The following is a 22,593-nucleotide window of genomic DNA, read 5'->3' as shown; positions in this document are numbered from 1 at the left end:
CAATTGAATATCGCTTTACACCAGACATGCATCGCATGTCTGGCTTCACATTTTTTCCCGGATTGATATATGGATAGCCCAATACATGAAGTGACCCGAAAAATGCCTTTTTTGGGATTTGGACTGGGGTTACGGCCTGATTATTACGAAGAAATCCTCGAACAAAAACCTGATTTGGACTGGTTTGAGATCCTGACTGAAAATTATATGGTTCCAGGTGGAAAACCACTTTATTATCTGGATCAAATACGAGCTCACTATCCTATGGTGATGCATGGTGTTTCTCTCTCTTTAGGCAGTTCTGACCCTTTGAATAGAGAATATCTAAAACAACTGAAAGAACTCATGATACGCGTCGATCCCGTCTGGATCTCTGATCATCTGTGCTGGACGGGTGTTAATGGAGTCAACGCTCATGATTTATTGCCTATTCCCTATACGCAAGAGGCAGTAAACCATATTGTTTCTCGCATTCATCAGGTACAGGATTTTCTTGGGCGCCCTATTTTAATTGAAAACGTATCCAGTTACCTTACCTACAAACAATCTGAAATGTCGGAATGGGAATTTATTCTCGAAATTGTACGCCAAGCAGGGTGTTATATATTATTAGACGTTAATAATATCTATGTGAGTTCTGTTAATCATCAATTTAATCCCATGGATTACATTCTTGCCATGCCTTCGGAACGCATTGCCCAGATCCATTTGGCAGGCCATTCGAATCATGGGGACTACATTATCGATACGCATGATGCGCCAGTTATTAAACCCGTCTGGGATCTGTATGCAGCTACCTTACAAAGACTGGGGCCAATATCAACGATGATTGAGCGGGATGACAATATGCCTCCTTTTGCTGAGTTGCTTGCGGAAATCAACCATGCAAGACGAATTGCGGAATCTATTTTGGTAGAAGAGGTGGCTGTATGAACGAATTGTTACAGTTGCAAGAACAGTTTCAAAAGTTTTTATTATCCAGTCAAAGCGGTATTCATGATGCTATAGTGCAAACAGAAGCAGTCTCTGTGGAAACCCGTTTAGGCATTTATCGTGATGCTTACAAACTCAGGCTTATTGAAAGCTTGAGTACTAATTTTCCCGCTTTGTATGCTTATTTGGGAACAGAAGAGTTTAACAAGCTTGCAGCTTATTATATCGATGCCCATCCTTCTTCTTATCGATCCATTCGGTGGTTTGGCGATTTATTATCTGATTTCATCAAGCATAATTATCCACAATATCCGTATTTAGCTGAGCTTGCAGATTTTGAGTGGAAAATGAATTTTGCTTTTGATGCGGCTGATGCGCCACGGGTGCAAATTGAAGATATGGCAGTTGTCCCCCCTGAGTCATGGGCAAATTTAAAATTTACCCTCCATCCTTCATTGCAACGAATCCATTATTTTTGGAATGCAATTCCCCTTTGGCAAGCCTTAACCGACGATCACGAGTTGCCTGAATTGCAACAAAATACTGAACCTGCATCCTGGGTTTTATGGCGGACATCCGAATACATTCTTCGTTTTTACAGTATGACTCAGGAAGAGAATTGGCTTTTGGAGGGATTGTCTCAAGGATTATCCTTTGGAGCGCTGTGTGAAGGGCTCTGCCAATGGATAAAACCTGAAGAGGTAGGTATGAGTGCCGCTTCTTATCTGAAGGGGTGGATTCAGAAGGGTATGTTATCGGAATTAAAGATCGCAAACTAGATGCTAAGGGAGCCAAAATTTTTTGGCTCCGTTATTTATAAAGCTGAGCGTAATTGCTTGTACCTCAAGTGACAGTTCCCTTATTCAAATAATCGAGTCATTCATTTCCTTTGATCAGGTTTTTTTGCGACTCATCAAGGTGAGGATGGGGGGCAAAATAGAAATAAAAATAATCCCGTAAATTACTATAGAGAAGTTTTCTTTTACCAGGGGAATTGATCCCAGGAAGTAACCTAAACTTATCAGGCTGGCAATCCATAATAGGGCACTAATTAAATTGTACAGTGAAAAATGCATTAGTTGCATCGCTCCTATCCCGGCAACAAAAGGAGCAAAAGTGCGGACAATAGGAAGAAAACGGGCAAAGATTATCGTTTTGCCCCCATGTTTTTCATAAAACGCATGGGTTTCCTGCAAGTGCTTTTTATTAAGCAGCCAGGACTTATCGGCAGTGAACACCCGAGGACCAAGCAACCGACCTGCTAGAAAATTGATTTGATTTCCTAACACAGAAGCAATAAATAGCAGCAAGAATAAGATAGAAAACTGTAAGGGATGTCCGGGTTGTGCTGCAATGCTGCCGGCAGCAAAAAGTAAGGAATCTCCAGGTAAAAATGGGGTTACAACAAATCCGGTTTCACAGAAAATGACTGCAAACAAGAGAAAATAGGTCCAAAATCCGTACGTGGAAACGAGGGTATTTAAATAAACATCAATATGAAGTATATAATCAAAAATAGTGTTCAAATGCATTTGATTTTTGTAATTGAGTAAAATTAAGGTAAGTATTCTTACATACTTATTTATTAATTAATATATTATTTATCACTATAAGATTAGACCTCTTCTCTAAAAATTATAGGGAGAGTGAGGGAATTATTCTAAACGAGTTGGAAAAAATGACCTTATGAATACTTTATTTCACCTTGCATTCCCGGTACATGATCTTGCGCTGGCGAAAGATTTTTATCAGCATAAATTGGGATTTGAATTGGGCCGTGAGTCGAGGCAGGCAGTAATTTTTAAATTCGGCACTCATCAAATTGTGGCTCATAAAGTGGAATTTCCTACACCCCTTCAGGACGGTATTTATCCCAGGCATTTTGGTTTGATTTTTTTGGAACGACATGAGTTCGATGTCTTTTTGGAACAAATTAGAAGGACAGGGATTTCTTTGGAGATTCCATTGAAAATCAGATTTGAGGGGACTCGTATTGAACATCGTTCCTTTTTTTTAAAAGATCCCAGTAATAATTTGCTGGAATTTAAATATTATCAATTTGCCTCAGCAATTTTTGATGAAAAAGACTTTAAAAAAATTGGTGAATCATCCCAAAACTGATTTTGGGAGTTACCCAGGAGCGGCCCTAGAAATTTGTTTGTTGGCGCGAACCACTAGGTCTTCGTGAATATTTAGCAATGGCCATTCCTTCAATTATGGTCCCAGAGGAACTTAATTTAGTTATAAACCCTTTACACGATGCCTTTGCTGATGTGAAAAAAACAGTCCATTCTTTAGGGAAATTTACTGCTCCCCATAGATAAGCACAAAAAATTGGAGTTCATTAATCGTAGACAAAATATGGGGATTGGTAGGCTCAATTTAATAAGTCTGATTATCCGAAAACCAATTATCGAAGTAGGGAGAGGTTAAATCTGAAAAGTCTGATTCATCGTACTCTCTGACTCAAAACTGTAATTCATAAATAAAACTCTGAGCAATTTTAATGGTCATATTATATTATTATGATAAAGAGTTTAGCGAGGTCTAGACTAAACAACCCAATATGCACCAAAAAAAGGTATAGTTGATGGACAGAACTTCTAATGATCCACTGCACGGCATTACCCTAGAGGCTATCTTGAATAGTTTGTTGATTTGTTATGGCTGGGAAGGCCTGGCGCAAAGAGTCAAAGTTAACTGCTTTTCTTCCAACCCTAGTATCAAATCAAGCCTTAAATTCCTGCGCAAAACACCATGGGCAAGAAAGGAAATTGAAACCCTTTATCTTGCTTCCTTAAAGGATAAAAATTGCGACAACTCATAATTATTGGAGTAATAAATAATATGAAGGATGTTTTTCTCCTCATTCTGTATCAATATAGGACATGGGGATTACCTTAGGCGAACGGGCAAAATCTGCCGGGGCAATAAATCCTTGACTATTATAATCGATAGTAATTCCAACAGACTTGTAACAGATGGATACATATTCAGAACAAATAAATGCATGGGTGGAAGAAACCTCGGGACTGGCGTTGTCAAACCCAAAAGCGTTCATGCCTATTCGTGCTGCAATTTTAAGTATTTCCTCGGTATTATAGGGATAACCCAGTAAATCAACAGCTTGTTTGGATAAATTTGCAAAAGAGTCTGTAGGAAAGCCCTGATAACGTGCTATCAATAATCTTCCGGGATATCCTTGCCCGCGTCCATTGTAGTTACGGACATAATTACTTAGAGGAACGGTGCGTACGCCAATAGTTTCGACGCTTTCCATAACCATGATTCGATCAATGTTTTCCAGTCTTACAATAAAGGCTATATGACTCCATACACTATTTGTCGCCCCTTTTATCATTGCCGACATCAAAGAGTTTCCGGAAGCAAATAAAAGATCCCCAGTGTGTAGGGAACTTCTTACGTGGTCATATTTGCTTGCACCTACATCAGGAAAATTGTCTTGAGGAAAACCATCCATAGTTACTCCTGAAAATTAAGATAATGATAAATATATCCCTTGTCCTCCCTTTTTTAAAGACAAAAACTTCACCGATAAAAAGTTGAATCACAGCATGGGGCGCTTTACAATGATTTTCCTGAGAGTGGATTTTTGCCAAGGATGCTTTGTGCGTTTTTTATTTCCAATCTGTTTGTTCTTAAGTGCCATTCTTTTATTCAGTATCCAGCCCATGGTGGCGAAATCTTTGTTACCTGTTTATGGCGGCACACCAGCAGTTTGGATTGTATGTATGCTTTTCTTTCAAATAATACTGCTGGTGGCTTATGGATATGCGGCAGTGCTTAGTTTCTTTATTAAACCTATTGTCTGGCGTTTGACACATAGTTTACTCGTTATTTATAGTTTGGCCGCTTTGCCTCTTTTGTTTCGCCCCGTGATTCTCAATAGTTCTCCTGAATGGAGTATTTTATGGGGGTTGCTAAGCCAAGTAGGAATGCCCCTGATTGTGATCAGTGCCTCGGCCCCTTTGCTACAATTTGCATACAGCCAGACCAGGGAAAAGGGCGCGGCAGATCCTTATTTTTTGTATTCTGCCTCTAATTTGGGCAGTCTTTTGTCTTTATTACTTTATCCTTGGTTGCTCGAACGTTTTGTTGGTTTGGCAAGTCAGTATTACTTATGGAGCATAGGTTATATATTCTATGTGGTTCTTTTGTTTATTGTTTTCTATGCCCAGCGTTATCAACCTCAGGAAAAACCAAATTCAAGCATTAAAGATTGGCCTTGGCCAAGTATCTTCTACTGGATTTTTTTTAGTTTTATTCCTTGCAGTCTTATGCTGGGGGTGACCCTCTATATCACTACAGATATTGCGGCAACACCTTTATTTTGGGTAATGCCTTTAGCTTTGTATTTGCTAACTTTTGTCCTTATTTTTACAAGCAAACCGCTGATTTCATTCACATGGATAGCACGAAACAGTATTTTCTTTCTGATCTTTCCAATAATTGGATTTATTTTACATGCGAGTCAAATAAAAGCCTGGCAAAGTATTGTGTTTCATTTAGTGAATTTTTTCATCTTATCTCTACTTTGTCATGGCCAATTATTTTTGCATAGACCCAAACCCCAATTACTTACCTTATTTTATTTTTGCCTTGCTTTGGGTGGGGTATTAGCGGGGGTATTCAATGGAATTTTAGCCCCGCACTTATTTAATCAGGTTTATGAGTATCCTCTAGCACTTCTGCTCAGCTTGTTTGCTTTGCCAAATTTGACAAGAAAACGCAGGTGGTGGATTCCCGGGGTGGTTCTGATCCTTCTGCTGTCACATTACTTTATTCTCAATGTCCGCTGGCCAGGAGGTTTTTCATCTTTTCAGGTTTGCGCCCTTTTAGCATTAATTTTTCTTGTAATTTCACAGAAAGATAGAACCAGTTTAATTTGTTCTTTGTTCCTATTATTTGGTTTTATTTTTTCACCCTTATTACAAGATGATACGGTTTTAGTGCAGGAACGTAATTTTTACGGCGTAAAAAAGGTAATTGCCAAAGAAGGGGTCCATGCCCTGATTAACCAATCAACAGTGCATGGGTTACAGGCTATGAATGAGAAAAAACCTGACGGGTTGAGCTCTTATTATGGGGCCATTAATCCCGTCATTAATGCCATGCAACAGAAATGGAACTCTTTGTCCGTTACCATCATTGGCTTGGGTATCGGTACGGCGATTTGTCAATTCAGAAGGGAGGATCAGATTAAAATAATAGAAACTGATGATCAGGTGATTGAACTGGCAAAAAAAACACAATTATTCACATATCTTCGCGATTGCCCCGCACATGTGAGCATTATAAAAAATGATGGACGCTTGGCGGTAGAACAATTACCTGATCACTCGCAAACTCTGCTTCTGATAGATGCTTTTAATTCGGATGCCATCCCGGTGCATTTATTAACACTGGAAGCATTTACCTTGTACAGGCAAAAAATTATTAAAGAGGGCGGTATCCTGATTAATTTAAGTAATCGGCACTTGCAATTATTGCCGGTGATAAATGCTGCCGCCCGATCCTTGGAATTTATGGTATTTTACGCAAATAATAAAGGGATTCCCTCGCTAGGCCAATTTGACTCGGAGTGGGCTTTTTTGACCTATAATGAAAATCTTGCTTTTCAACTTATGAACGCTCGCAATTGGCGTTTTGAGGGAGGCGACCAACAATTTTTGTGGACAGATGATTATACCAATGTGATTCCTTTATTGAAGTGGTAAAGTGCATCTGGATGCTGCGGATTAAACGGCATTGGTATTGGGAGAACCGGGTTTAGGCAACCCAGGTTTACAGAAAGGATTGAGTTTGTATGAAATCAATCAAATTTCGGCCAGGTTGCCTTTGGTCTCCAGCCAGACTTTTCTATCGCCAGCTCGTTTTTTATTTAACATCATGTCCATAATTGCTTCAGCCCCCTGCTCATCATCCAGAGTTAATTGCACCAGGCGCCTGGTATTGGGATCCATCGTTGTTTCACGTAATTGAATGGGATTCATTTCGCCTAATCCCTTGAAACGCTGGACATTGATTTTAGCTCGGGATGTTTGAGCCAGGTGGTTGAGGATTCGATTTTTCTCTTCATCATCCAATGCATAATAAACTTCTTTACCCGCATCGATTCGATAAAGAGGGGGCATGGCAACAAATACGTGGCCTGCCTGGACCAGCGGTTTAAAATGACGTAAAAACAAAGCACAAATCAAGGTGGCAATATGGGCCCCATCGGAGTCTGCATCTGCGAGAATACATAATTTACCATAGCGAAGGCCGCTCAGGTCTGATGAGCCAGGATCCACACCAATAGCTACGGAGATATCATGAATTTCCTGCGATGCTAAAACGTGGGCTGAATCCACTTCCCAGGAATTAAGAATCTTTCCACGTAAAGGCAAAATTGCTTGAAAATCTTTATTACGGGCTTGTTTTGCAGAACCTCCTGCGGAATCCCCTTCGACTAAAAATAGTTCAGCCTGACTGAGATCGGTAAGCAAACAATCAGCCAGCTTGCCAGGAAGGGCTGGGCCTTGGCTTACTCGTTTGCGTGCTACTTGCTTGGCTTGCCGTAAACGTTTTTGGGCGCGTTCAATTGCCAAAGAGGCAATAGCTTCCCCCTGGTTGCGATGCTGATTGAGCCAGAGGGCAAAAGCATCTTTAACCACATTGCTGACAAAAGCAGAAATTTGCCGGGAACTTAAGCGCTCTTTGGTTTGGCCTGCAAATTGCGGTTCCTTCATTTTAACGGATAATACATATTGGCAGGGTTCCCACAGATCGTCAGCGGTCAGCTTTATTCCTCGGGGTAATAGATTTCTTAATTCACAAAACTCGGCCATTGCATCAAATAAACCGGAACGCAAGCCATTGACATGGGTACCGCCCTGAATGGTGGGAATTAAATTCACATAACTTTCACTAAAACCGCTGCTTCCGCCTCCTGACCAAACCAATGCCCAGTCAACGGTTGCTTCATCACTTTTGAATTCGCCTGTAAATGGTTCTTCGGGCAGGTAGTCCCCATCAGGTAAGGATTGATTTAAATAATCGATGAGTCCCTGCTCATAACACCAATGCATTTCTTCATTGCTTGCTTTATTGATAAACGTCATGGACAAGCCCGTACACAGTACTGCTTTTGCCCTAAGCACATGAGTTAAATGTTTTACTGAGATACGCGTGGTATCGAAATACTTGGGATTGGGCCAAAAACGAATGATCGTCCCGGTATCCCTTTTTTTTGTAACGCCAGCTTCGTTTAATTCACACAACTTGTCGCCGTTAGCAAAAGACATTTGATATACAATCCCGTTGCGTTTGATGGTGACATCAAGCCGTTCGGAAAGGGCATTAACTACAGAGACTCCCACCCCATGTAATCCGCCTGAAAAACTGTAATTTTTATCAGAAAATTTACCCCCGGCATGCAGGCGCGTCATAATGACTTCAACACCGCTCAACCCTAATTGCGGGTGTAGGTCTACAGGCATACCGCGGCCATCATCTTCTACTTCAATAGAACCGTCTTCGTGCAGCGTTACACGAATGTGGCTTGCAAAGCCTGCCAATACCTCATCAACACTGTTATCGATTACTTCTTGCGCTAAATGGTTGGGGCGTGCTGTATCGGTATACATGCCGGGACGCCGTTGAACAGGTTCGAGGCCGCTTAAGACTTCGATTGCTTGGGCAGTATAGTTTTCAGACATGGGTATTTCTCAAATAAAAGTTAGGTTTATTTTACCATATATTATGCTACAGTAGGATGAAAGACGAATATTCCTTTTGTAAATCTATTATAAAGATCCCCTTTTCCGCAAGCGGGAACAAATCAGGACAGGGTCATTGGTGCCTGGATTTTGAGGGTGTTTGCAGTCCGGCAAGGATGAGGAATATTTTGTTCCTGGTTGATGCGTTACCTAACCCGGATGAAACAGAAAAGACATGCAAGAAACAAGTGCTGAAATTCATCAATTATCTGTAGCTTTTCAAGATCACCACAAAACGGTCTCAGCTTTGGATGAGCTCAGTTTTAATTTGCATCCTGGTGAAACACTGGTTTTACTAGGGGAATCAGGATGTGGGAAATCGCTTACTTCCCTTGCATTGATGCGTTTGTTGCCTGGAGCAGGTGTTTATGGCCTAAACAGTTCAATCCATATGGATGGACAAGATATTCTCGATTTACCAGAACAGGTGATGCGGCAGCTAAGGGGACGTAAAATCTCCATGATTTTTCAAGAGCCAATGACAGCACTTAATCCGGTAATGACCATAGGTGAGCAATTGGCGGAAGCTTTGCTGAGATGCAATTCATTTACTGCGCAGGAATTACAGCAAGCATTGTTGGCCTCGCTTTACGAGGTAGAAATGCCTCAGCCGGAAATTAAAATTCATCAATACCCGCATCAATTGTCTGGCGGACAAAAACAACGGGTAGTAATCGCTATGGCGTTAGCATGCAAGCCTGATATCTTAATCGCGGATGAACCCACAACTGCTTTGGATGTGACCATTCAGGCCCAAATCCTTTCCCTATTGAAAAAAGTGCAAAAATCACATCAGATGAGCTTATTGCTGATCACTCATGACCTTGGAGTACTGAGGGCCATGGCTACTCGTGTTTGTGTCATGTATGCAGGGCAGGTGGTAGCCCAATCCTCTGTAGATGAATTTTTCTCGCGTAAGAAGCAACATCCTTATGTGCAGCAATTGTTGGCTTCAATACCTTCTATGGCAAAACGGGAAGAACGCCTGTCGGTCATTCGGGGATTTGTGCCGGCCTTGGAGGAAATGCCGGCCGGTTGCCGTTTTCATCCGCGCTGCATTTATGCATTTGCTCGATGTTCAACAGAGGCGCCGCAATTACAAGAACAAAAAGGACAATTAGTACGCTGTCATTTGTATCCTGAATTCGAAGAATTACCGCCTTTGCAAAAAAATAAAGTATGTTGGAATGAAAGCGCAACCGAAGTAAAAACAATACTCTCTGTAGACAATTTATCCGTTGATTTTGTCCAGACAAAAGGGATATTTAGCCGCCATAAAATTTTATTTAAGGCAGTTGATGGGCTTTCATTTCATTTAAAACAAGGAAAAACGTTAGCCTTGGTAGGTGAATCTGGATGCGGTAAAACAACGACGAGCCGTGCTTTATTGCGTTTATTACCTGTTTCTGGAGGCGAAGTACTTTATAAAAATCAAAATGTGCTGACCCTCAAAGGGCGTTCATTAAGGGAATACAGGAAGAAAGTACAAATCATTTTCCAGGACCCTTTTTCTTCGATGAATCCGCGGATGACTATAGGTGAAATAATTGCTGAGGGCATGCATGCCCAAGGAATGAAACAATCAATAATCAGCTCAAGACAAAGAGAATTGTTAAATCAGGTGAACTTGCCTGTCAGCAGCTTGCATCGTTATCCCCATCAATTTTCAGGTGGTCAGAGACAAAGGATTTGTATCGCCCGGGCTTTGGCTACAGAACCGGATGTTTTAATTTGTGATGAACCAACAAGCGCTCTTGATGTTTCTGTTCAGGCGCAAATTCTTAACTTGCTAAAGGACTTACAACAGGAAACTGGCATATCTTATTTATTCATTACCCATAACATGGGAGTAGTTTCCTATATTGCTGATGAAGTATTAGTCATGAAAGATGGGGTAGGGGTTGAGTTTGGAAGTTGTGAAATGATTTTTAAGAGTCCTAAAGAGATTTATACCCAACAGCTTTTAAATGCCGTTCTGGATGTTTTCTAATTTATATCCCAAAACCAACGCTAATTATTTTATTCATTAAAAATGTGATATATTTTGCGCACTAAATGGATAATAAAGTCTTAGTATTTATTATTTGGGGGGCATGGTTACATGAGAATCACTGTGGGCAATTATAATTTTTATACGATCAAAGATTTTACTACCCATTTGGAAACTACATACGAGCAAGAGCAGGTTTCTGGCGAAGTCACCATTTCAATGGAATGTGATGCATTCGTCCAGGAACACTTTGATGAGCTGGTTCGGTTTCTTTTGAGTCCCGAACGAACCCGACTGTATAAATTCGAATTTCCCCCATCCCAGCCCCATTATCAGTTAACCTTCGACAATGTATATCTCGTAAGCAAACGCCAAAAATTTTCTCTTGAATTCCAACCCCAACTTACAAGGGTAACTGACGCGGCAGGCGTGTTTGAACCTCTTAGCCCCAAGATTCGAAAAGCAAAAAAGAATTGGTTGGAAGGAAGTAAAGGTGCTGCTATTAGCCTGAAGTTTCAACAACCGTTACAAGAGCCCAAACTTCAAGAAAAGCAAAAGACAGTCCAAAGAAAACCTAAAGAGGGAGAGCCGGTTTTAGAGGCAGTTGTTGAGGCAGAAAAAATAAATGCAGAGGATCTGGGAGAGTTAGTTGAGCGCGATAGTTTAGACAGGGCAGAGTGGCTTGATTTTACGAAAAAACAATTCCCTGTCCATACTCCGAATTTACCTGAGGTATGGGACAGGCTGGTAGGAAAAAATGCCAATCAGGTAAAAGAACAGGATAGAAAAATTACTCATGTACAAGCTGTTGCCATGCAACAGATTATCCGAAATTATCCTGAATTTTCCTATGGGTTGCTTTTTGAAAATTTACCCGCAGGATTCTATATGCAGCCCACCCTTGATGGTAAAAATGTGTTGTGCTTTAGTGAGGAGCCGCAATACCAACATGCTGGGCAAATAACTCCTCTGACCTTAATGCCCGATTTTGCTCAAACCAAGGCACGCTCTATTCATGGTACTTACCACCAATTTAGTTTTCTGGAAAAAGATTCTGACAATCTGGAGCGATATGATATAGAATTTACTCATTTGCTCAGCAGTAAGAGTTCACCGGAACAACGCCAAGCCGCTTTTCTTTATTTCATATCAAAATTTACCCAACAGGATAAACTCAAGTTCGAGCAGATAAGCAGCTTATTAAAGATGCTGCCTTTATCTGACCTTAACTATCAAGGACTGGCTCAAGTAATGACTCATGCCGGGGCCGATGGTGTTTTACTTTTATTACATCACTTGCACATTTTAAGCGACAGGGAGCTTTTTAAAGATTTTAATGAGCTGTTTCTGGATAACCCAGAAAATTATCTGGCATTAATGTCCGCTCAGGGGCTTGCAAACCTGCAAAAATTAGCTGAATTAAGCAGCGAGCAAAAAACATGGTGGGTAGCTTTGGTTTCTCAACACAAAGCAGCTGGCGCTCGTACAGAATTTAATGAATTATTTAATGCTTATGATTATTTCCTGGGGCAGCTTGCGGAAAAGAAACTGCAACTCCCCTTATCTTGTGCTTTGGAACATATCAGGCACATGAAACCTGCATTAGATCGTTTACTGTTTCTTATCAACAACAGCAGTGATCCGGAAGAACAGCTGATTTGGCTTGACGGATTAGATTTTGATGTTCAGGGTGTTTATTATGCATGTCGCTATGGCCACTATAAGTTGGTATCACGGCAAATGGATTTAAAGCCTGCCACCAACAACGCTCCCCTTGATTACAGCGTCCCTTCTGTGCCCCATGAACTGAGCACCCTGTTTGTTGTACCGCATCATTCCTATGAAGAGCTTCTGGCTTATTTTTATCGTTTTATCGGCCAACAAGAATGGGCTTTCAATCTTGATGTATATCAATCTCTGGAGAAGGAAATTTCCGGAAATAATAAATTATCCACTGAGAATAAAGCATTATTACTCAATATTGTTGCATTGGTGACTACAGGCAAACGTGCTTGCACTCATACTGAAGATCCTGATTTGTGCATTAAAAATTGCATCAATACCTTGATTGCAATCGCCGAACAGCTCCATGAGGACTTGCACTATAAATCAGCACTAATTTCGCTGTTTGCCGAGGCACTGGCAGGTCATAGCCGGGAGTCGATGCCTACAGCGAGTGAGTTGAACGCAATAATTGAAATCTTGCTACTTACCCAAAGTGCGGAGATCGAACCCTCAGATCAGGCTGGACTGCAATTTTACGAGATGAGCCTTCTTGCTTTGAATCTTCTGAAGGATTATGGTGATTCAGCCTTATTGATTTTTGATAATTATAAAAGCCGTGCTGCACTAGAGCAGACAAATGCTTTACCCGTCGAGAAGTTTTCTTGTTTGAATCTGCTTAAGCATTTGGTTGCCCCATCTAAACTGAATAAATTCCTGCCAGACCTTTTTCAGGATCAACCGGAACTATTGCCTCGTTTCATTGCTCTCTTTTCTTTATTAAGCGATGAAATACCCAATGTTTCGCAACATGATGCGGAAGATAGTCAATTTGAGACCAGGATAAAGATTCTTGCGGGGGCGATACACGATTTGCAGCCTGAGCATAGGAAACTGCTATTAGCCACTTTTAACGGAATAAATATAGAGGGCTCCTACGGTCTGCCTTCTTTGGAACAACTTATTGAAGTGGTTGACTCAGTCAAACTGGCAGAAGAACAATTAAATGAGATCAAGGACATTGAGGATCAAAAGACAAGTATTCTTGAAATAGTAGGTACAAAATTGCCTCATCTGCAAATTGGGAAAGCAGAGGTTCATGAACCCGTTCTCAATCTTTTTAGTTTGATGAGGCACTGTTATGAGGAATGGCAACTCGAAGACAGACTTGCGAGTTTGCCAGAGAAACTAAAAGGGTATTTGGAGTCCTGGCTGGATTCCCACCTGGTAGTTCTCTATTACCTGAAAAATTACCCCCAAAGCACCCATACAATTCTTAATCTTTTGCAGGAGGAAGAACAAGAAGTTAAGAGTTTATTAGGGAGCAGGCGTTTTTCCTGGGCACTATCCGGCCTGCCTCAAGCCAAATTAAAAATGGCTGAGGTTTTAGGTGATGAGTTTTTTTCGGAAAACTCATTTTTAGCTGTCCTTCAACCCAGAATAGAAGCAAGTTTGCAATCAGGTTTGAATAAGGCCCTACATTCTTTACACCTAGAAAATAAAGATTTTGAGCTTTTTTTAATCAACCATATTAACGACTTCGATCCTGATCTTCCTATGGAAGAGGCATTTCTGGAGTGGGGACGGCAAATTGATGAGGTGAATGGTTTACTCAATGCTCTAACCCGGATAAAAAATAAAAATAATATCGATTTTCATCGCTGTATTTCTTTGTTGTCTGAGGTAATTAAACCTACAGTATCTGGAAAAAAAGCACTTTCGGTAGTGCAGGTGCGCGATCTGCTGAATACTTTAAGCCAGGATGTTCCTCCTTCAATCGCCTCCCCTTTATCCATATTATGCAATGCATTAAACAACACATCCCATTATACAGCAGAGCAATTAAATCGAGTGTTAAGTGAGGTTGATTATTTAACAAAATACCGGGGATTACTTGGACAAAAAGCATATGACTCTTTGTTGCATAAGTCATGTACCTATAATTTAACGCAAGAATCTTTATTTCCCTTAAAGGAGTTGATTGGAATCCATTCCTTGAATGGGGTGGATAAAGAACTGTCTGAAGGGTTATTCACAAGCTTAATTTCTTTAATAAACAATGCCAATCAGCAAGTCGATGAACAATTACTAAAACAAATTATAGATAAACTTACATCCATACTTGAGAAGAAAGCGGAAGTATCTTCGTTGTATCCTTTGCTCACTTTATTGATGGGATGCGCCAATGGAAAAGAACAGTCACTCCCGGATTTAATCGACCGATTAACCCATTTAACCAACTCTGATTTAACCATTTGCTCAAAAATATTGCTTATACTTGGGAAGCAGACAACAGATGAACATAGCCGCTTATTGGAGGTGATGAAATCCCTGGAGGCAAATCAACACCATCTAAAGAAATTTGAAAAACTTTTTGTTACACCCCCTTATCCTCAATTAGAACCCTTTCTCCAAGTATTAAATGCCCAGGCAATTGATTTGATGGCCTTTATTGAGGTATTTGACAAGGATCCCCAAGCCGGGCGTGCGCCCCAAAAAAATGAATTTGATATTGTTGTGAAAGACAGTGAGCAAATTCTTGATGAGCAATTTGATGTCTCAAAAACTGAACGAACGATTGCTTCTATCCAGGATATCGCCGAGGGAACGCTCCTAGGCGAGCAAGAACAATATGATTTGGCACAACAAATAAGCTACCTCAATGCAATCGGACGAGCTGAGCCTTTTACTTTAGTTGTTGATAAAGAGAAACCAACCCAACGCATTATAAAGCATTCAAATCTGACTCAAGTCAGCCGTGCCCAATTGCGTGAATTATCCGATATATTGATTGACTCCCTAAGAAAACCGGGTCTGAATGCGGATGAAAAACTGAAAGCCGAACTCAAGTTGCTTGCGGTGTTGCGTGAACAGTATTTCCGGGCTACTGGAACATTTGCGAATGCAACCCAGCTTCTTTCCATTCTAGTATCTCTTAAATGCCAACGTAATATGTTAATGGAGCTGGATACGGAGGAAGCGCCTGTTACCTCAGCATTACTTGCGGTCATGCAATGGGTACAAGCGGATGGAGGGACAGTTGATGTATGCACTAGCAGCCAGCAAGTGCAGATTTTGAATGATAAAAATCAAGGTATTAAAAATTTCTTTGCCTCTTTGGGTATTGATGCAAGCAGTATTAAAGCCAATTCACCCAAAGGAACCTATCAGATTGGTGGAGTAAATTATTCCACAGCAGGCGACCTGGCTTTGTATCGTTTGCAAGCCAAAGTTGCTGATGAACATTTGCTCGCATATAAAAATGGACATCCTCTACCCAGTCATTTAATCCTCTGTGGTACTGATTTTTCAAAATTTGATGATAGGACTACATACTGCATGGTTCAGGATAATGGTGAGCAGTATTCCTATACCTGGGTTTATCCTCTAATTGATGAATTTATCAATCACCGAGCATTTAAAACTTTATATCCGGGAAAAGTTTTGAGTGAAGAGAAGGATAGAGAGCAGTTAAAAGAATTTTTGGACAAACATGCACCTACAGGTCTGGATAAGGTGCAGTTAAGCTCATTACCGGATGAGCAATTTGATTTATGGATCAATGCCGCTATAGAAGCTCAACGCCTCGTTGAAGGGGAAGATTTTAGTGTTTTAACTTCTAAAAATGGACTCCATTTTGCTATCCCTCTGAATCAAAAAGAATTTCAAGAGGGTTTTACTTTTATGTCGCAACAATTCCTGCACGCTCGCCTGAAAAGGGAAAATCCGGATTGCGATTTTATTATTGAACCCGAAATGACTCTTGTTCATTCTACTTCTCTCAGGGATTTGATTTATGATTACCAAAAGCAGGGTCGGATTATTGGTCTTTCCAAAACCTCAAGCAAAAAGGATGAATTAGAGAAGCAATGCATTAAATGGGGCATTGAGACGCAATTCGCAATATCATCTCATCAAAAGAATCGTGCCTTGGCGAAGGAACATGTTTCCAGGATTCTGGATGCCGTTAAACAAGCCGAAGAAGGACAACCTGTAGTTTTAATAGCTGAAGATGATAATGAAGTAAAACGTCTTGAGTTCGAACTAAAAAACCATTTTAGTACGAAAAAAATTACTGCACTAACAGGCACTGAATCAATAACCTCCCAAGAACAAGGGATTAAAAATAGTTCAGGTAAGAATGAATCAATTACTATTGTCTCAGCAACCTGCCAAAATGATGTTTTTAATACCAGACACCCTAAAGGGTTTTTAACCATTCAAACCCGTTTGGATGCTACTGGGCCAATGGGGCAGCTTATCCAAGGTTTTGTAAGTCACCAAAAAAGAGGAAGGCATATTGCAATTTATGAGACTCGTCAGGGATTTGATTTTTATTCCTGTGCCTATAGCTCCATAGATGATTGCACGAAAATGTTTGCGGAATTGGGGGAGTTAGAAGAGGAATTGCAAGAACAGGCTGCAGTGGAACAATTTTTCACTCATAGGGTTTCCGAGATCCAGCAAGCAGTTTTACACCAGTTTCAGGAGTGGAAGGAGTTTCTGCATCTTGTTTTTCCCAAGTCGGAATGGAGGAATCTGGATGCCCGATTGCTAAATCAAAAAAATGATTTAACGCGTATTTTGGACAGGCAATGGGTCCAGTTACTTGAATATTTTGATTTACAAAAAATATATCCCTACCATCAGCGGGATTGGGAAACTGGCAAGGGCGTGCCTATAGAAAAATTGAATGAAGTCTTGCGTGCCTATGAACATGCGGTCAATTCAGTTTGGGAGGAAAAACGGGCCCTTCTTAAAGAAATGGCACAATCAGTCATTGCAGAAGACCCAATTAATACTTTGCGTTGTCATTATTTAGACGGAGTATCCCTAACCGAGCAACTCAAACTCAATCACTTGTTCATCCATAAAAACAATCAAGAAATGCTTGTTGGAAATAAAAAGACCACCAGAACCCTTCTATCCGGATTGGATGTTAACGGCGCGATGTTGCGATTTGCCGATGGTGATGTAGACTCCTATCGTGCGGAATTTGTCAAAACCCTGATGCAATCATGTGCCAAAGATATCTATCGCCTCATCGAAAACACTACTCATCTGAATAAAAAAGTGAAAGCCATGTTGCTGGAGCAGGTAGCCCATGCAAGAAATTCAAACACTCTCCTGTGCATTTTACTCGATTATGCAAATGTATATTTGCCTGAAGATCAATTTGCAGAAAAATATGCCATGCAACCCGTAGTCAAAGAGTTGTTGCGAATCTATAAAGAGGCCGGACTTCCAAAAACAGCTCCCCTACAGAACTTGCAAAAAATTTATGTGGATAACGTAGAGGCAGAACTGGTCGACGATTTGGAAACTGCTTTATCCTGGGCCAAGGAGCAAAATCGTGGTCTTGGGTATTGGCTGGAACGTTCGGCGGTTAGAACTGCTGCCGAAGCCATACTGGATGCAGTACAGAAATTAAAAACAGCGCGGAATCTAGCTGAGAAAAAAGACGCCATCAGAAATTTGTATCGGGTTTTATCGCTACACCAAGCTCAACTGGAAGATTTATGGATATTTTCTTTCGGCCATAAAAATACACGTACCTTAATTCAAGATACGTTAACTACCCTTAATGAATTAACTACTTTCGGGGCAGGTGAGAATGAATTGGATGCCGAGTTTCTGCACGAGTGCTATGAAGAGTCCCTTTATGAAGTATTAAAAGGAAAGTTGATTCATTCTATTGAAACCATCGAAGAGGACACTTCCTGGTTGCAAGAAAATGAGGAATGGCAAACTATAAAAAATACCTTGGATGCAATGCTTACCCAGAATAAGACTGTTTATGTTTTCCAAGAAATGTATCTTTTGCTTTCCAAAAAAATTGAAGAAGCCGCCGCCCAAAATTCTCCCCTGCAAAATGCTTTCGTTCACATGCGGGGAACAATGCGCACGCTTTTTGAAGCTTTCAGTCAGGAACATAAAGAATTACTCACCACGAGTACGTATCTGACCAGTAAGGCTGAACATATTAAACTCAAATTAAAAAGCATCGGATATCATGCCAAAGAGGTAAACCTCAGGAAAGGAAACTGTGGTTTTTCTGAGTATTTTGATTTGGTGATTGAAGGTCCTGGTGCGCATGATTCATTTGCAGATTTCATTCACTACAACTCACGTGCCAGTGAGTTGATTAAAGAACGAGAGATTTTGCTAGACGAACTTAAGCAAGCTGACAAGGAAGGCGTAATTCTTTGGCAGGTGATAAATGAACAGCTGCCACTACTTAAACCAAGAGCAAAAACAAAAGCAGACAAAGAGCGTTTTCCCGAGCAGTTTCAGGAACAAGTGCATGATATTCTTGTTTTAAAGGAAAGAATAGCTGCAGAGCAACCTGAGGATTTACTTTCTTTTCCTGAGAAAATTCGTAACAATTTTCTCGATAGAGAGTTAGTCAAAACGTTTAGATTTCCTCAATTACAGTCAGATGAAATTGAGAAAATTCATGATGTGATGTTAAAAATCGCATTTAGAGATTTGCATGAACGAGTCATTGAGGGAACTAAAAAGAAATCTTTATTAGGTACTGCTTATTCTTATGTCTCAAGTTACGTTTTTACCCCTGAAACCATGGAGGATTGGGAATTTGAATTTAATGTGCTGGTCAACAGGCCTACAGAAGATTTGGAGAATGCTTTACGTCCGGATATTGAACAAAAATACAGTAAACTGGCCAAAAAGCTGAGTGCATTACAGCAAAAAACTACGGAGAAAATTGAGTCGCTAAAAAAACAAATTGATTTCCTCAACGAGAAAATTGAGGATGAAGAGAAAAAATCCGGGGTATATGTCAAGCGGTTTACTCATTTGACGGAGCTGATTGAGTTTGAGGATCAACTCATGAATTATAAAGCGCATGAAGAGGTGAATTTGCCGCCTCAAAAGACCCCAGAATTTATTGAACCGCTGGAAGCAGCTCATCCAGTGCAAAATATAATGGAATTGTTCATGATTTAAGGCACTGGAAGCAAACTGGGAAACAGTAGGCCCCTGAAATTGAGAGGGCTCTCCCAGTTTCTTCCTGTCTTTACCCATCTGATTCAAGCATGTATTCGGTATTAAATTATTTCGAAATCAAGACCTCTTTTGTGTTCAAATATTGAACTATACTCAAATTGAGACGATGTTAACTTTGGAACCGCCATGCTATCTCAAGATGTAGTCACAATAATCAATAACATCAGCGAGAAAATCGCAACATGTAATTTTGAATCCTTAACTTTTGAAGATATTAAAAATGCATGTTTTTTGGTAATGGGCCATATTGAACATCTTAAAACCTGCACTACATTTCCTCTGCAAGATAATTCCAAGGAAAAAGAGCTGGTCGCATATAAACGTAACGTGATTCATTTAGTGGAGTGGCAAGCACGTTTTATTGAAATGAAGAAAAACATCGTGTTAGGAAATTACATTGCCGATTTGGATTTTTTAAGTGAAATGATCCATTCAATACCAGGGGTTCTTGGTGAAGTTTATAAAGGAAAAATAGAAAAAATTAACTGCTGTGTTTCGAGTATGCTAGTTTATATCAATACGCTTAAAAACAAATTACTCGCAGCAAATTGCTTTGATGTTGCCCTGGCAGCCCATCTTCAATGTACTTATGAGATCACATTCTTATACTCCAAATTACTCGAAATACATCATTCTGCAAAAATGCGTTACTCGGTGGTTATTAAGGGATATTTTGAAGCAACTCAGGAAACATTTGAGTACTATCTAAGGGAAATCACCTATTTTCGTGATCTTGAGATTATCAATGCTAAATGCTTGAGTTATTGTGTTATGAATTACCTCCCCAAGAATGTTCGACATTAAGTCAAATCCATTTTTTTTATTTAACAGGCCTTATTTATCCATAATTAACTCAATAAGATTAAAAAATACTATACTTAGTTAAAATATGATCATGGTATAGTCTGATGGGAAGCATTTATATCTCGCCGGATGAGCATTTAAAACGTGTAATGGGCAACCCCGGCGATGCAATTTTGAAACAAATTGAATTATCAGAGGCAACATATCCTTTGTTAATCTCTTATTTGAGTTGGCTCAGAAGGCTTAATGCTATCCAAAATAAAAACGATGTTGTGCGTCAGAACGAACAAATTTTTAGCGAATTTATACATTTATGCGAACACAACCTTCTCTTTTTTCTTACTGTTACGGGTCGTTTTGATGTAATTCGCAAGCTTTTTGAAGATAAAACTCTTTTGGCAAAAGAAATTGCTCTGCTTGATGAGATAGAAAAAGAACAAACCAAGGCTGCAGCAGCAAATCTCCAGAATTTTGTGTATGTACCCAAGAAAAAAGAATCATCGCCTCTCCAGCAACCTGAACCGCCTACTCCCCATCTTCCTCCTGCATCGGAGTGGGAAAAATCCCTGTTTGGTTTAACCAATATGGGTATGTATCAATATTATGAAGAGGAGATGAAACGGATTACCTATGTATACCATATGAAGCAAATCAAACTGATGGATACTTCTTTTGAGGAACATACAACCTTGATGCGAAAAGCACTCGATCTTATTACGCAAGATGAACATATTACCGAAGATAAAAAGCAAAAAGCATTAAAAATTTACTACAGTCTCATTGCTAAAAAAGAAGAAATGCAGGCCCAATTAAATGCACTTCATTCTTTAGAAGAAGGACAGTCCCACCCTGAGCATATCGAGCTTATTGAAGCACATCGTCAAATTAAAGAGGAACAACTTAAAGAAGTTCAGGAAGTTCTCGAAGATTTTTTTGCTGAAATTCGTAATGATTCGCCTCAATTGCAAACAATTTATGAAGAACATCAGGAAATGATGCGGAGTTTTAGAGAAGAAAGTCAAACCATTCAACTTGAGTATGAGCAGGAAAAACAGAAAATAGCGGTCCATTATGAGAATGCGCGTTTACATGCGTTAGAAGATCTGGATATAAGTTTAAATTCAATTATCGATGAATTAAACAAATGTCCTGTTGATGAATTGGGTAATGAGCAAATTAAACAATTGGATCACGGTATTGCTCAATTGGAAACCTATAGAGAGAAATTTAAAAAGGCTGAAAACTATGAGGGAATCCAACTTTTATTAGGGCAATGCAATAAAGAGCTAGAACGTATTGCAGGTATTGTTACACCGATATTGCCAAAAAAAGAAAAACAACGTTTGGAACTCAATATAAATTTAATGAAACAAATGGCTGCACCAGCAAAAGATGAAATCAAACAGGCGACGTTAGATTCAGGCTCTCCCTCTTTGAAAAACGAATCTCGGGAGAAAGAAAGTGCCGCCTCCTTTCCAAATCCTCCCCTGCATTTGCACGAGGAGCAAAAAATAGAGTTGGAATCCCCGAAAGATGTGGTTGTGCAGGCAAACATGGAACCACACCCACCCGTCATTCCTAAGGGGGAAAAACTGCAAGAGGCTCCTCTGCCTGAAAAGCAACACGTTGAGGCGGACTCTCAAGCATCTGTTGTGACCGAGACACATAAGGAAATTTCCCAACCTGCCGTTGCAAATGCAAACCTACTTAAAGACGTTTCTTTATCAAAAGAGCAGACAGTGGTAGTGGAAGCCCACACCCCAGTGGTTGAGCAGATGGGCACGGAGAGCCCTCAATCTTTAATTGCTAATGGGAAACAGCCTCAACCCGAGCCTTTACCTGAAGAGCAAAAAATTGAGACGAGCTTAGGTATTCCTGACCAGGCATTGCCCCCCAGGGAATCTCAGGCAAACGCTGCTGAAGAAACTGCAAAAAATACGCCCAAATATCGTTTTTTTATGAACTCTTTAAGAGATCGAACCGAATTTATTAATTTTGATGCGGAAAAACAACGTAATTATGAGTCCGTATTAAAACAATTATCCAGTATTTTAAATGAAGTGCAGGAAGAGTTTGGCCCACAAGTTTCAGCAAAAATAAAAGTAGTCGAAAGTCTGGTCAAGGATGCACAATCGATAGGATTTGATAAGGCTAACCCATCGCATATTCAAAAGATTTGTGATGCTTGTGATTTAGGGATTGATTATGAGCCATTGGATCAGATAAAAGAAGACCTTTCTTCTATAGTTCCATTCAAAAATAATCCCCAAAATAATGTTGGGATGTAATACGTTTTGTACAACAATTGATTTTCTATACCACAAGATGCCTTTT

The 22,593-nt window shown here is 40.1% G+C and carries 12 protein-coding genes; 9 read left to right on the top strand and 3 right to left on the bottom strand.

Features of this window, described 5'->3' with window-relative positions; all coding sequences use genetic code 11:
- Nucleotides 1–69: 69 nt before the first annotated feature.
- A complete protein-coding gene (gene bufB / locus KYQ_RS08460; RefSeq protein WP_010653004.1) occupies nt 70–933 on the top strand; it encodes an MNIO family bufferin maturase in 864 nt (287 codons plus the stop codon).
- Nucleotides 930–1,712, top strand: a complete 783-nt coding sequence (locus KYQ_RS08455) for an HvfC/BufC N-terminal domain-containing protein (protein WP_019349861.1) — start codon at nt 930–932, stop codon at nt 1,710–1,712. The genes bufB and KYQ_RS08455 overlap by 4 nt, the downstream gene beginning before the upstream one ends.
- Before the next feature lie 114 nt (nt 1,713–1,826).
- On the opposite strand, the gene KYQ_RS08450 is transcribed toward KYQ_RS08455, so the two are convergent.
- Complete coding sequence (locus tag KYQ_RS08450) at nt 1,827–2,465, bottom strand: DedA family protein (RefSeq protein WP_010653006.1); 639 nt, start codon at nt 2,463–2,465, stop codon at nt 1,827–1,829.
- A gap of 154 nt (nt 2,466–2,619) precedes the next feature.
- Here KYQ_RS08450 and KYQ_RS08445 point away from each other — a divergent pair, with 154 nt between their 5' ends.
- Together KYQ_RS08445 and KYQ_RS08435 are read left to right on the top strand one after the other, a co-directional pair.
- Nucleotides 2,620–3,054, top strand: coding sequence for a VOC family protein (locus KYQ_RS08445; RefSeq protein ID WP_010653007.1), 435 nt, complete (start codon nt 2,620–2,622; stop codon nt 3,052–3,054).
- A gap of 469 nt (nt 3,055–3,523) precedes the next feature.
- Entirely contained in the window at nt 3,524–3,760 is a 237-nt protein-coding gene (locus tag KYQ_RS08435) for a VF530 family protein (protein ID WP_010653009.1), read from the top strand.
- 39 nt (nt 3,761–3,799) lie between these two features.
- Here KYQ_RS08435 and KYQ_RS08430 read toward each other — a convergent pair whose 3' ends face one another.
- Nucleotides 3,800–4,414: a YiiX/YebB-like N1pC/P60 family cysteine hydrolase gene (locus KYQ_RS08430; protein ID WP_010653010.1), complete on the bottom strand. Its 615-nt coding sequence runs from the start codon at nt 4,412–4,414 to the stop codon at nt 3,800–3,802.
- Nucleotides 4,415–4,523: 109 nt separating this feature from the next.
- Between KYQ_RS08430 and KYQ_RS08425 the strand changes: the two genes are divergently transcribed.
- Complete coding sequence (locus KYQ_RS08425) at nt 4,524–6,671, top strand: fused MFS/spermidine synthase (RefSeq protein WP_019349860.1); 2,148 nt, start codon at nt 4,524–4,526, stop codon at nt 6,669–6,671.
- Nucleotides 6,672–6,770: 99 nt separating this feature from the next.
- On the opposite strand, the gene parE is transcribed toward KYQ_RS08425, so the two are convergent.
- Nucleotides 6,771–8,654 (bottom strand): DNA topoisomerase IV subunit B, encoded by a 1,884-nt coding sequence (gene parE, locus KYQ_RS08420; RefSeq protein ID WP_010653012.1) that lies wholly within the window; start codon nt 8,652–8,654, stop codon nt 6,771–6,773.
- A 235-nt stretch (nt 8,655–8,889) separates the two neighbouring features.
- Here parE and KYQ_RS08415 point away from each other — a divergent pair, with 235 nt between their 5' ends.
- From KYQ_RS08415 to KYQ_RS08400, 4 genes are all read left to right on the top strand, one after another.
- The gene (locus KYQ_RS08415) at nt 8,890–10,704 is read left to right on the top strand and encodes an ABC transporter ATP-binding protein (protein ID WP_019349859.1); all 1,815 of its coding nucleotides are present in this window, start codon (nt 8,890–8,892) and stop codon (nt 10,702–10,704) included.
- A gap of 111 nt (nt 10,705–10,815) precedes the next feature.
- Nucleotides 10,816–19,395, top strand: coding sequence for a hypothetical protein (locus KYQ_RS08410; protein ID WP_029489018.1), 8,580 nt, complete (start codon nt 10,816–10,818; stop codon nt 19,393–19,395).
- A 186-nt stretch (nt 19,396–19,581) separates the two neighbouring features.
- The gene (locus KYQ_RS08405; protein ID WP_010653015.1) at nt 19,582–20,259 is read left to right on the top strand and encodes a hypothetical protein; all 678 of its coding nucleotides are present in this window, start codon (nt 19,582–19,584) and stop codon (nt 20,257–20,259) included.
- A 104-nt stretch (nt 20,260–20,363) separates the two neighbouring features.
- Entirely contained in the window at nt 20,364–22,547 is a 2,184-nt protein-coding gene (locus KYQ_RS08400; protein WP_019349857.1) for a hypothetical protein, read from the top strand.
- The last annotated feature ends 46 nt before the right edge of the window (nt 22,548–22,593 follow it).

The organism is Fluoribacter dumoffii NY 23, from assembly GCF_000236165.1.
Lineage (GTDB): Bacteria > Pseudomonadota > Gammaproteobacteria > Legionellales > Legionellaceae > Legionella > Legionella dumoffii.
The sequence above is the reverse complement of the archived record's forward strand: the minus strand, read 5'-3'. Positions and strand labels throughout refer to the sequence as shown.